This is a genomic window from Companilactobacillus heilongjiangensis (genome assembly GCF_000831645.3).
Taxonomy (GTDB): domain Bacteria; phylum Bacillota; class Bacilli; order Lactobacillales; family Lactobacillaceae; genus Companilactobacillus; species Companilactobacillus heilongjiangensis.
Genome location: NZ_CP012559.1, coordinates 1,804,924 through 1,817,056, shown reverse-complemented (window position 1 = coordinate 1,817,056; position 12,133 = coordinate 1,804,924). Strand labels below are relative to the sequence as shown.

At 34.8% G+C, this 12,133-nt stretch carries 12 protein-coding genes; 10 read left to right on the top strand and 2 right to left on the bottom strand.

Going from position 1 to position 12,133, the window contains the following annotated elements:
- The first annotated feature begins 15 nt into the window (after nt 1-15).
- From JP39_RS08265 to JP39_RS08235, 7 genes are all read left to right on the top strand, one after another.
- On the top strand, nt 16-741 hold the full coding sequence (locus JP39_RS08265; RefSeq protein ID WP_041500542.1) for an MBL fold metallo-hydrolase: 726 nt from the start codon (nt 16-18) through the stop codon (nt 739-741).
- Nucleotides 742-999: 258 nt separating this feature from the next.
- Nucleotides 1,000-1,398, top strand: a complete 399-nt coding sequence (gene spxA, locus JP39_RS08260; protein ID WP_041500544.1) for a transcriptional regulator SpxA — start codon at nt 1,000-1,002, stop codon at nt 1,396-1,398.
- Between the two features lie 316 nt (nt 1,399-1,714).
- Nucleotides 1,715-4,192 carry a BspA family leucine-rich repeat surface protein gene (locus tag JP39_RS08255; protein ID WP_041500546.1) on the top strand — a complete coding sequence of 826 codons (2,478 nt, stop codon included), beginning with the start codon at nt 1,715-1,717 and terminating at the stop codon, nt 4,190-4,192.
- 247 nt (nt 4,193-4,439) lie between these two features.
- Nucleotides 4,440-6,923 carry a BspA family leucine-rich repeat surface protein gene (locus JP39_RS08250; protein ID WP_041500547.1) on the top strand — a complete coding sequence of 828 codons (2,484 nt, stop codon included), beginning with the start codon at nt 4,440-4,442 and terminating at the stop codon, nt 6,921-6,923.
- A 354-nt stretch (nt 6,924-7,277) separates the two neighbouring features.
- On the top strand, nt 7,278-7,949 hold the full coding sequence (locus JP39_RS08245) for an adaptor protein MecA (protein WP_041500548.1): 672 nt from the start codon (nt 7,278-7,280) through the stop codon (nt 7,947-7,949).
- A 183-nt stretch (nt 7,950-8,132) separates the two neighbouring features.
- Nucleotides 8,133-8,414, top strand: coding sequence for a type II toxin-antitoxin system Phd/YefM family antitoxin (locus tag JP39_RS08240; protein ID WP_041500550.1), 282 nt, complete (start codon nt 8,133-8,135; stop codon nt 8,412-8,414).
- Nucleotides 8,404-8,667 carry a Txe/YoeB family addiction module toxin gene (locus JP39_RS08235; protein WP_041500552.1) on the top strand — a complete coding sequence of 88 codons (264 nt, stop codon included), beginning with the start codon at nt 8,404-8,406 and terminating at the stop codon, nt 8,665-8,667. The genes JP39_RS08240 and JP39_RS08235 overlap by 11 nt, the downstream gene beginning before the upstream one ends.
- Before the next feature lie 112 nt (nt 8,668-8,779).
- Here JP39_RS08235 and JP39_RS08230 read toward each other — a convergent pair whose 3' ends face one another.
- Nucleotides 8,780-9,109, bottom strand: a complete 330-nt coding sequence (locus JP39_RS08230) for a hypothetical protein (RefSeq protein WP_041500553.1) — start codon at nt 9,107-9,109, stop codon at nt 8,780-8,782.
- Nucleotides 9,110-9,258: 149 nt separating this feature from the next.
- On the opposite strand from JP39_RS08230, the gene JP39_RS08225 reads away from it, so the two are divergent.
- The 3 genes from JP39_RS08225 (at nt 9,259) to JP39_RS08215 (ending at nt 11,078) form a co-directional block, all read left to right on the top strand.
- On the top strand, nt 9,259-9,543 hold the full coding sequence (locus JP39_RS08225) for a hypothetical protein (protein WP_041500555.1): 285 nt from the start codon (nt 9,259-9,261) through the stop codon (nt 9,541-9,543).
- Nucleotides 9,544-9,567: 24 nt separating this feature from the next.
- Nucleotides 9,568-9,861 carry a hypothetical protein gene (locus JP39_RS08220; RefSeq protein ID WP_041500557.1) on the top strand — a complete coding sequence of 98 codons (294 nt, stop codon included), beginning with the start codon at nt 9,568-9,570 and terminating at the stop codon, nt 9,859-9,861.
- A gap of 338 nt (nt 9,862-10,199) precedes the next feature.
- Nucleotides 10,200-11,078, top strand: a complete 879-nt coding sequence (locus JP39_RS08215; protein WP_041500559.1) for a competence protein CoiA — start codon at nt 10,200-10,202, stop codon at nt 11,076-11,078.
- 27 nt (nt 11,079-11,105) lie between these two features.
- Here JP39_RS08215 and JP39_RS08210 read toward each other — a convergent pair whose 3' ends face one another.
- Nucleotides 11,106-11,753, bottom strand: coding sequence for a DsbA family protein (locus JP39_RS08210; RefSeq protein WP_041500560.1), 648 nt, complete (start codon nt 11,751-11,753; stop codon nt 11,106-11,108).
- Between the last annotated feature and the right edge of the window lie 380 nt (nt 11,754-12,133).

The window sequence follows — 12,133 nt, the reverse complement described above, 5'->3', positions numbered from 1 at the left end:
TTATGGAGGTTTTCTATGTTAGTTACAGTATTAGGCTTTTATGGTGGGTATCCCCATGATGGAATCGGAACGTCTGGTTACTTGTTACAGGCTGACGGCAAGAAATTGTTGATCGACTGTGGTAGTGGCGTTTTGAATGCTCTATCAAAGTATATGAAACCAACTGATTTAGATGCTGTGGTTCTTTCACACTATCACCATGATCATACAGCAGATGTCGGTGTTTTGCAGTACGAATGGCTGGCCGCTAAAAAAGAAAATCTACTTCCTATTTATGGTCATACACAGGATTTTGTCAACTATGCACAACTGACAGTGGAAAATGCAACGAAGGGAATCGCCTACAACGACTACGAACCAACTGAGATTGGCGACTTGAAATTTGAATTTCTCAGAACCGTTCATCCCGTCCCAGCATATGCAATGCGTATCACTGACAAAGAAGGTAAGGTGCTCGTTTATACAGCGGATACAACTTACTTCGACGGTTTAGTCGATTTTGCCAAAGATGCTGATTTGTTGATTGCTGATACTAATTTCCCAGAAAATGTTACTGGTAGAAAGGCTCATCTGAATACTAAAGAAGCCGGAACGTTGGCTAAAGACGCTAAAGTTAAGCGCTTGATGATCAGCCACTTGCCACAAACAGTCGATTTGGAAACTATGTTAAGCCAATCACAAAAGTATGCTGGCGATGTTCCCGTCGTTCATGCATTCGAAGGGCTAGAAGTAGATCTCTAATCGCAGTCTCACAGTGATTAGTTTACAATGAAAGTCATATAAAGTTTAACTAATGCTAAAAATAATTTATTATTTATGTAATTTGTGAACACTTTACATAAAGGGCTATTTGTCGGGTGCATGTTTTCACAAGTAAACAAATTTCGAACAAATATTCGTAACTTTTTATTGAAAAGGTATAGATTTTATTATGGTAGTAAGTTACAATATTTATGTGTTTAAAGAGTTTGATACTACACAGGAAAGGAGAGATTATATATGGTAACCATTTATACATCTCCAAGTTGCACTTCATGTCGTAAAGCCAAGGCTTGGCTTGAACAACATGACATTCCTTACAAAGAAAGAAACATTTACTCTGAACCTTTAAATAAGCAAGAAATCAAACAAGTACTTCAAATGACTGAAAACGGAACAGAGGAAATTATCTCTACTCGTTCAAAGGCATTCCAAAACCTTAAGGTTGATTTAGACGATTTAACAGTTGATCAATTGTTAGATTTAGTTCAAACAAACCCAGGTCTCTTGAAGCGTCCAATCATCATGGATGACAAACGTCTTCAAGTAGGTTTCAACGAAGATGAAATCAGAAGATTCTTGCCTAGAAGCGTTAGAACTATGGAACTTCAAAAGGCTCAATTAATGGCTGGCTTATAAAATAAAACTGGGATCACTATACGTTTACGTATGGTGGTTTTTTTTGCTTTAAAATACTTTTTTGGATATAAACGTCTTAAAAAGAGACCAATGTACACCATGTATACCGTTGTGATTTGACTAATTTAAGCAAAATAACAAGAAATTTCACGAGTTAATACTCATATTTTACTGCGATGAGTATTATCTAAACCCTATGATACCGGGATTCATATTAGAAGAAAGTGCTTTATATAAAATGAAATTAAATAATATGAATATTTTGATAAGATTCACTTAGTTAAAAAGTTATCAATTAACAAGGGTGGATATAATCATGGCAGGAGCAAAGTTGAAACATAAACAGAAAACGATGCAATACGCTTTAAGGCTGATTGTCTTTCTTTGTAGTGCCATTTCGCCGTTATTTTCAATGCAAGTCGCTCATGCAGATGATATTCAAGATTTGGTTAGTCAAAACAAAATTGTAACTGATGATAATAATTCTACTAGTACAATTATGCCTTTGGCTGCCACTAATGCCGCCGATCCGACTGATATTGCTAGTGGGACTTGGGGGAATTGTGATTGGAATATTGATGTGAGTGGAAAACTTAGTATTTATACTCATGATGGTGCTCTATCAGGAATTACACAGCCATTTGAAACTCTACCGAGCGGAAAACCCATAGGACTTCCTTGGGACAATTTTGTTGATGATATAACAAGTGTTTACGTTGGAAAGGGCATAGTTGCTAATAATTCTTCCGCAGGTTTGTTTTCAAATATGCCTAATGTGGAGGAGATTGATGTTGGAAATTTAGATGTTAAGTATGTTTTAGGATTGGATAATTTTTTTGCACATGATGATAATCTAAAAGTTATAAGCGGATTGGGAAATTGGAATATATCAAATGCAATAACTATTAATAATATTTTTGCTTATGATGAGCAATTATCATCTATTTCTGGTATTGAAAAATGGGATACATCAAATATTACGAATATGGGTTCCATGTTTTTAAATGATGAAATGCTTAATTTTAGTGATTTCGAAAACTGGAATACGTCAAATGTTACAAGTATGGCCTCAATGTTTAATTCTTCTGGAATATCAGACTTTACACAGCTAGCAAATTGGGATGTTTCTAGTGTTGTTGATATGATGGCGATGTTTTCAAGGGATACGGCAATGACCAATATTGATGTATCACATTGGAATACCGACAGTTTGGCCAATACCTCAAATATGTTTAGTGGATGTAAATCTTTGAATGATATAAAAGGTTTAGGATCTATGAATATGAGTAAAGTAACGGATATTAGTATAATGTTTAGTCAGGATTCATTATTATCATCATTATCAGGGGTAGAAAACTGGGATGTTAGTAATGTTGCTAATATGACTTCTCTTTTTAATGGGTGCAGTAATTTACAGTCTCTAGATTTAACCAGATGGGACACCTCCAATGTTACAAACATGTCGAGTATGTTTGGAGGAGATTTAAATTTGGATGAGAAAACCTTACTAGGTATTTCAAATATTGATACATCAAAAGTAACTAATATGTCAGGAATGTTCAGTAATACAGGTTTTGTGATTTTAGATTTAAATCATTTCAATACTGACAGTTTGACAAATATGAATAATATGTTTTCTAATACAAAAAAATTGCAGCAATTAAAAGGCAATTTTAATATTAGCGGGTTAACTGAATTAACAAATGTATTTATGAATTCAAATGTTTCAGATTTCTCAAACTTTAACATAGAAAACTGGGATACTAAAAATATAGAAAGTTTTAACGGAACATTTAAAGGAACAAATTTTGAGACTTATGATTTTTTGAAAAATTGGAATGTTAGTTCAGGACAGATTTTTCAATATATGTTCAGTGATTGTAAAAATATAGTTACTGCCCCAACAGCTAAGTGGTCAATTAAAAGTATTGTAGGAAAATTAAATCTTTTTGAGATGTTTGGTAATGATCCGGAACTTATTAGTGCTGATATGTCTAACTGGACCCCAGCCGTACCTGTATCATCCATGTATTATATGTTTCTTAATGATAACAAGATAACTTCATTAGATTTGTCAGGTTTTGATATATCTAATGCTACAATGACCTCAGCATTTGCCAATACTACTGATCTATGGAAAATAAAATTAGGACCAAATTCAGTTATTCCTTTGGGTACAGGTTTGACAACGCATGATAAGGGTTCGATAATCAATGATCCAATTGATCCTGACGGTTCGTATAAGGCGGTTGGGTCGTATTGGCAAGCAGTAGGAACAGGGACTGATCATGAACCAAATGGAGATTTATATTCTCAGGATCAATTGCTGGAATTATACGCTAATCCCGGTGGAAAGACGGAAACTTACGTGTGGCAACAACAGGCAAAAATTGATATGAAGATGACGGTTCCTGATATTGATTTTGGAACTACTTCCAATGCTGCAGGGATTGTTCATCGTAAGAGTGATTTTGCAATATCAATTGATAATGAAAGCTATCCAACCGATGCCGTACCATCTGATTTGTCGGTTTCGATGGATGCTCCTTTGACTGATGAAACAGATAAGACTAAAACGCTTAATGATGTTTTGGTCTTTAAAGATAAATCTAATAACGAAAGTATCTTATCATCTGAGGATACTAAGATTTACTCGGGTGATATCGCTAATGGCTCCAATACAATATCATGGGATGACGACCACGGAATTCTTTTGAATATGAATCATGATCGATACGCGGAAAATGGTCATTATTCAACCACGCTTAAATGGACTCTAACTAACAGTATTTAATATGTTATTAACAAAAAATAAAGCTACTATACATCACGTATAGTGGTTTTTCTTTACCAATTTTTCGACCAAATTTCATCAGATTTTACGAGATAATACACAGATTTTTTCACGGTGAGTATTATCTAAAGCCCGTTATAACAGTATTCATATTAAGAAAAATGTGTTTATACATATTGAAAAATTACATTATGAATATATTGATAAAATTCACTTAGTTAAGAAATTATCAAAGGCGGATAATATCATGACAAGGATGAATTTGATATATAAACATAAGTATACTTTGAGATTGATTATCTTTCTTTGTAGTGCACTATTGCCGTTATTTTCAATGCAGGTTGTTCATGCAGATACAAATGATATTCAAGATGTAGTTAGCCAAAATAAAATTGCGACTGATGATAATAATTCTACTAGTACAATTATGCCTTTGGCTGCCACTACTGCTGCCGATCCGACTGATATTGCTAGTGGAACTTTTGGCAGTTGTAATTGGGTCATTGATGCAGGTGGAAGGTTGAGTATAAGTGTACCTGATGACAAATCAGCATTATTGGGTCAGGTTCAATTAAATAATTCGATTCCTGATATGCCTTGGTACAATTTTCGTAACCAGATAACTAGTGTTTACGTGGGAGAAAAAGTACTGGCCTATAATAATTCGTCATATCTATTTAGCTTCTTACCGAATGTTACTAGTATTGATGTTAAGAACCTAAATGTTCAATACGCAAGCACTTTGTCCAGCATGTTCTATTTAGATCCCAGTTTGACTTCCCTTACAGGATTAGAGACGTGGAATATTTCACATGCGACTAATATCGAGTCATTGTTTTCTAGTGATAGCTCCTTACAGTCAATTCAAGGGTTAGAAAATTGGGATACTTCAAATGTTACAAGGATGGTCTCAATTTTTTCTGGTGATAAAAAGTTGAATATAACCGGAATAGAGAATTGGGATACGTCCAAAGTTATTGAAATGAGTTCAGCTTTTTCTGGAGTTCAAATGGAAGACTTATCGCAGGTTAGAAATTGGGATGTTTCCAAAGTTGTGAAGATGCCTTTTATGTTTAGTCAGAATTCGAATATTAAGAGTATTGATATTTCAAATTGGAAAACAAATAGTTTGGAAGATACTGGTAGTATGTTTTCCGGTTGTAAATCATTAACGGAAGTTATTGGCATAGACTCGATTGATATGACACATCTTACAAATATCAGTAGTATGTTTCAGATGGATAGTAGTTTAATAACTTTACCGTATTTAAGCAATTGGGATACTAGTAATGTAGTGTCTATGTTAGGCGTGTTTTCCGGCTGCAGTAAACTTGAATCTTTGGATTTAACAAATTGGAATACGGGTAATGTTGAAACCATGCAAAATATGTTTAGTGGGTGCTCAAAGTTAAATGAAAACAATCTGAAAGGATTGTCTTTATTTGATACGAGTGAAGTTACCAATATGGCTTATATGTTTCAAAGTACAGGCTTTGTAAATCTTGATTTAAACAATTTTAATACTAGTAAAGTAACCGATATAAATTATATGTTTGGGAATACGAGTAAGTTACAGGAAGTGAAAGGAAATTTTGATACCAGCTCAGTGAATCGTATTAATAATTTATTTTACAATTCCAATATCAGTGATATCAGTCAATTGAATATTGCAGATTGGGATGTTTCAAAAGTTACTAGTCTCACATATGTTTTTTCTAAGGATAATAATTTGAAATATATTCCAGTCGGTAAATGGGACGTTTCAAACGTTACTGACTTTTCATACACCTTTTATCTGTCCCCAAGTTTTGAGAATTTACCAGTAAGCAATTGGGATGTTTCAAGTGCAACGACTATGCGTGGAATGTTCTGGGGGACGGGTGTTAAGACCTTGGATGTTTCAACTTGGGACACTTCCAATGTGGATACATTTTATGCAATGTTTGATGCCATGTCTAATTTGGAGACACTTGATATCTCTAATTTTGATACTACTAATGCGACCGACGTACAGGCAATGTTGAAAAATGATACCAATCTATGGAAATTAACATTAGGTCCTAAATCTGTTTTGACTAATTTAAATGGTCCAGCTTTGGAGCAAACGGCTTCTGTTCCAACGCCCGTACCAGGTACCGCCATTAAAGACGATTCAACCGACAAAACTTATTCAGCAATCAGTGACAAGTGGCAAGTGGTCGATACAGCCGATGGTGGAACTGATCATGAACCATTAGGTGATTTAGTTTCCGCACAGGATATTATGGATAAGTTTTCTACTGTTGGTAATCCTGTAACGACTTATGTCTGGCAGCAACAAACAAAGGGCGATATGAAGATGACCGTTCCTGACATTGATTTTGGGACTACTTCGAATGCCTCTGGCCTTGTCCGACGTAAGAATGACTTCGCGATAAATGTTACTAATAGCACATATCCAACCGATGCTGTGCCGTCTGACTTATATGTATCAATGGATGCGCCGTTGACTGACGAGACGGATAAGACTAAAACACTCAACGATGTTTTAGTTTTTAAGGATAAATATAATAATGAAAATGTTTTGTCATCTGCCGATACGAAAATTTACTCAGGTGATATCGCTAATGGCCCCAATACAATATCATGGGACGATGACCACGGAATTCTTTTGGATATGAATCATGATCGATATGCGGAAAATGGTCACTATTCAACCACACTTAAATGGACTTTGACAAATAGTTTATAGATGAATGATATGAATCGAGACATCTCTCAATTGAGGTGTCTTTTTTTGAATCAATTCCGTCCGCTACCGATACTTAAATTTACTCGAGTGCTATTAATATTGGTGAAAGTATCCTGTTTGGGGATGCAGATTATAGAACCTCGTTGAAGATAGCTAATAAACGATATGCCAGAAACTGGTGCTAATCAACAACTCTCAAGTTAAACACGACAAATAGCCTTTAAAAAGGTCGTTTTCTTTGACTAACTTTCCGACATTTAGTATATTGTTCGAATGACTTTTAATATCGATATGAGATAGTTGAAATAGTTTTTGAGACTGTTAAAATGTAGATACAGAATTGAGGTGACTATGATGGAAATGGATCGACTTAATGAGAACACGATCAGAGTCATTCTTAGTACAGAGGATTTACAAGAACGTGGAGTGACTGTTTTGGATTTGCTTGGCAATAAAAAACAAATAGAAACGTTCTTCTACAGTATTTTGGATGAAGTTGATAAGGATCACGCTTTTACGAATAATGAACCCGTTACTTTCCAAATTATGCCTAACAAGGCTGGCTTGGAGCTGTTAATTAGCAAGAGTGATGATTCCGACGGCACAGGTTCATTGCCATTAAATGGGCTACAAGATTCAACCGATAATGACGATAATAGTCTGGACGATGAGAAGATTGGTACTGAAGAATATGACAGCGATACTGCTCCATATTTGAATGACCCCGATACACCAACTAAGACAGTTATTGTTGAATTTAAAGACTTTGAAGATTATGTCCAATTGGCTAATTTGTTACACTTGGAAAGTGGTATCTCAAACCTTTGGGAATACAAAGATAAGTATTATTTGCAATTGATTCTGTTCACAGATGAAATGCATGAAATGACTTACAGCGATGTTTTGGCATTGCTAAGCGAGTATAGTTTCAAGACTAAAGTTACAGCGGCTGTCTTATCAGAGTATGGTAAGAAAGTTATGACGAAGACGGCTTTGGAATTGACTAGATATTATTTTGGAAATTAAGCAGATCAACCTATTTGAGGTTGGTCTTTTTTGTTTTATTGAAGTATGCTTCAGTATTTGTTTATAAAATATATAATTATAAATGTACTAATTATTGTAATGAATAAGAAAATTGGTACGTATTATTGTACAATAATTAAAACGTCATGATATAATAAATTTGTTCTTTGAAAGGAGAATAAGATGGCAACTACTGCAGTTAGTATTTCAGAAATTAGAAAAAATTTAAAAAAAATAACAGATGATGTGGTTGATTATGATGATCATGTTATTATTACTAAACCACAAAATAGAAATGTCGTTCTTATGTCTGAAAAAGAATTTGATTCTTGGAAAGAGACACTATATTTATTAGGAACTGAAGCAAATAGAAAAGAATTAGATGAATCAATAAAGCAGGTAAAAGAAGGACATATAAAGACTCTTTCTAAAGAAGAGTGGGATAAAATGTCTCATGAAAATTAATCGAGTAAGTTTTTCTTTGAAAGGTCTAGCTGATTATCAGTATTGGCAAGGACAGGATCGAAAAACACTTAAGGTTTTGAATAAATTGATTGACGACATTATTAGACATCCGTTTACGGGAATCGGAAAGCCTGAGCCGTTGAAGTATAGTATGGATAATTATTGGTTAAGAAGAATTAATAAAAGTGACAGAATTGTATATGCTGTTTCCAGAGATTCAATAATTATTATTCAGTGCCGCTTTCATTATTGAATCTAGAAGAACCACTAAATAGGTTTTCGTTTTAGTAAGACTTTATGAAATGTTTTTTATAATTGTAACTAAATAGCTCACAGGAATAAGTTAATATTCGTGTGAGCTTATTTTAACTCCAAGGTCCTAACATCGTTACTAATAAAATTACGATAATAACAGTTCTTATCAAATGATGTGACCAATTAATTTTCTTTTGAGCAAAACCATGAACCAGTGCTGCTGACCAAATTATTGGAAGTAAAATAGCCGTCACTGGATAGATTTTACTTCTGAATATAATGATTGTGATTAATAGAATTACTAAACTCAAGATATTTAAAAATCCTGAAAATTTCATTAGATTGTTTTTTTTTCGATAACTAGGGATGTTTAGAATAGACACGACACCCATTAAGACGATAAATAATATCGCTAAGCAAAGTCCAATTAGATTTATCATACTGACACCTTCAGTCGACATTTTCTAAAGTTTACCATAATTGTTTTTGATCAGTATATTTAATGCCTAAAGTCGCTAGATGGCATCTTGTCAAATGTGTGAAACCGCATACAACTTTTGCTACAATTATTTTAGGTGGTGAGGATAATATGGTAGAAAAAACTCAAGTTATTGAAGCAATGCAGAAATTTAGTCAAGAATTGAATCGGGTTCATGGCAATTCGCAGACAGCTCGGTTTGTCAGTGAAAGTTTAGTAGAGCTACAGAAAAGTGAAGGCATGGCTTTTACTGGTTCGTTGCAATATTTTTTAAATCGAGTGCCAGTAGTTAAATTATCCGATGGCATTGAATTTAATGAAGTTGAAAAGAAGTTGTGGCATGAAGTTCGGTCATTCAATGATTTAGGTAACAATCTATGGGGAGCAAGATTGTAGAAATAGTTTGAAGGTGAAGATAATATGAAACAAGCAGATCAAGAAAGAGTTTTGAAGGCCATGAGAAGTTTGAGCGAAGCATTGAATAAATATCATGGTGGGACTCAGACTGCTCAGTATGTGGAAGAAACAATTTCAGAATTGGAGAAGTGTGAGAGTAAAGCTTTCGTCGGTGGTTTTGAGTATTATATTGTCAAAGCTGGAATGTTGCGAACATCAGAAGGGGTCAAATTGAATGACATTGAATATAAAAGATGGCATGAATTAGCGTCGATGAAAGATTTAGGAAACGATTTATTCTTTGGCCTGGGGTTGTGATAAGGAGTTTTAATTAAGTTTCAAATATTTGGCAGAGATTAAATTTTTTTCTACTCCAGATAGGCTACATATTTAAATACCTCTGATAGAAACAGAAAATATATTAGCCGGAGGTAGCCAGAAAATGGGGAGTACGCAGTGAAGGTGGCGTTATTGCTTTAGCAATTACACCACGGACGACTTTGGAGACTTGCCGAACCATGGCAAGGCTTCAAATCGAGGTGAGAGACCTTGGCTCGAACCGTTCCTCACAGCGGACTGCCCATTTTTCTGGCTACCGGAGGCGGCAGTGAACAAAAAATATATTTTTTGCGTAATTTCTATCAGAGGTGATAAAAATGTATGCAGCATTGGATGAAGAAGGAACACTAATTTATGCCAAAGAAGCAATCGAGAATAGAAACTACTACTGTTGTCACTGCGACCAATTAGTTCAACTGATCCTAACTGACACCAGAAAATACTTTCGCCATACGAATAAAACAGCCAATAATATCAACGAACGCTTGATTCATCGAAAAGGTAAGCAGCTGATAATTGATGAATTACAGAAATACAATTTTGAATCATTAGAAAGCGAGTATTACTTGCCAGAAATTAAACAACGACCAGATATTTTGATCAATCAAAAATTAATCGTGGAGTATCAGTGCGCCAAAATAGATGAGAATATTTTATCCGACCGCGTGGATGGATATCGAAAGGTTGGCCTGCGCAGTATTTGGATTTTAGGTGAAGCCTATTTGGATGTTCAATTGCGCCGAGAGCACTTGAAGTTTATTGATTATAGCGAAAATTTTGGTTATTACATTTTAATGCTCGATTCATTAAATCAGCGTTTCACACTCTTTCATCACGTTAAATTCTTGGGTCCATTCAATAAAATTTTCTTCCAGAGAGAGATTTTTGAAAAGGGTGGATTGCCAGATTTGTTTTCGTATCAACCGGAAGAGTATCCCATCAAATCACAAGTAATGAGCGCGTATCTGCTTAAAAAATTGCGTAAAAAAAATGATCCACAAGCACAGTGGGTCAAAATGAATTTTTATCAACAACGGAATCAGACCGTTGAAAGCTATTTAAATAAACATGTTTTTACGCCACAACCGCCAATTTACCAACTTCCAATTTGGCAGATGGTTTGCGGCAAGAAACCAAAGCTTTTACAACAGCCGTTATTAGATTATGCACAAATCAAAAAGCCTCCACAGCCGTGAAGGCTTTTTTTCAATATGTTCGTCTGATTAACGTCTGAATTTATCCAAACTGATAACGGTACTAGAATCGACATATTTTTCCGATTGAGGAAGTTCGCGTTCCAACATCGCATTAAGATTGTTGTTGATACTTTCTGGATCACACGAATCGCCGAAATCATTAATCATGACACCGGGTTTTTCTTCGTGGTCGAGATCGAAGACAATAGCTGTGGGAGCCTTTTGAATCTGCATTTCCATTGATAGTTGTTGGTCACGTTTAAGACCTTGAACGACACATTGACTTTCTTTATCGGTCATAATTGCCTTATAGTCGAGCCCACTATTGTTAATTGCACGTTTGATAGTGGTATCATCAAAGGGATTGTTTAGAACATTAACTTGTTCTTGAAGATTCATTAAAAAGTTACGTGCTTTCTTATTTCCTTGGCATGAGGCTGCCTTATATAATTTAGCGGCTTCAAGCACTTCTTGGGAAGCGGTAGTACGTTCCTCAATATCGGTAATTTTGAAACCTTTTAATTGCATATAATCATTAATTGTAGCCATATTATAGTTCGTTACGAAATGATATTGTGTATCAATGTCGTGCTTTCTAGTGAAGTCGATAATAGCTTGTTCCACTGTTAAACAATACGAACATAAGGGATTAATATATAAGAATATTTCCCACATTACGTTTTCCCTCCATCTCTCTATTGCATAGTCATTCTACCAACAATTTTTAAAAAGGTAAAATTATAAACTCATGACGTTGCTGCCGCCGAAGATTATCAGCAATATAGTCTGCTGTGCGACCGGTGTGGGCCAAGGTCCCACGCCTCGATTTTGAGGTTTGCATAAACCGCAAATCTCAAAATACGTCGGTGGAGTAAGAGAGGAAAAACGCCTTTCTAACACCACCTGCACTGCTGACTATATTACTGATAACCTCCAGCTAGTGTTTTTTTAATTGCTAAGTTGTTGTGTTGATATATGCATAGTAAAGGATATCGGAGAAATTTACTAATAATAAGTTTTAAAATGATGAGTCAATTTTGCAAAGTTGAATCATT

Bases quoted from the DNA above. Each gene is read 5' to 3' on its own strand.
- JP39_RS08265 (WP_041500542.1), top strand. From the start codon at position 16: ATGTTAGTTACAGTATTAGGCTTTTATGGTGGGTATCCCCATGATGGA.
- spxA (WP_041500544.1), top strand. From the start codon at position 1,000: ATGGTAACCATTTATACATCTCCAAGTTGCACTTCATGTCGTAAAGCC.
- JP39_RS08255 (WP_041500546.1), top strand. From the start codon at position 1,715: ATGGCAGGAGCAAAGTTGAAACATAAACAGAAAACGATGCAATACGCT.
- JP39_RS08250 (WP_041500547.1), top strand. From the start codon at position 4,440: ATGACAAGGATGAATTTGATATATAAACATAAGTATACTTTGAGATTG.
- JP39_RS08245 (WP_041500548.1), top strand. From the start codon at position 7,278: ATGGAAATGGATCGACTTAATGAGAACACGATCAGAGTCATTCTTAGT.
- JP39_RS08240 (WP_041500550.1), top strand. From the start codon at position 8,133: ATGGCAACTACTGCAGTTAGTATTTCAGAAATTAGAAAAAATTTAAAA.
- JP39_RS08235 (WP_041500552.1), top strand. From the start codon at position 8,404: ATGAAAATTAATCGAGTAAGTTTTTCTTTGAAAGGTCTAGCTGATTAT.
- JP39_RS08230 (WP_041500553.1), bottom strand. From the start codon at position 9,109: ATGATAAATCTAATTGGACTTTGCTTAGCGATATTATTTATCGTCTTA.
- JP39_RS08225 (WP_041500555.1), top strand. From the start codon at position 9,259: ATGGTAGAAAAAACTCAAGTTATTGAAGCAATGCAGAAATTTAGTCAA.
- JP39_RS08220 (WP_041500557.1), top strand. From the start codon at position 9,568: ATGAAACAAGCAGATCAAGAAAGAGTTTTGAAGGCCATGAGAAGTTTG.
- JP39_RS08215 (WP_041500559.1), top strand. From the start codon at position 10,200: ATGTATGCAGCATTGGATGAAGAAGGAACACTAATTTATGCCAAAGAA.
- JP39_RS08210 (WP_041500560.1), bottom strand. From the start codon at position 11,753: ATGTGGGAAATATTCTTATATATTAATCCCTTATGTTCGTATTGTTTA.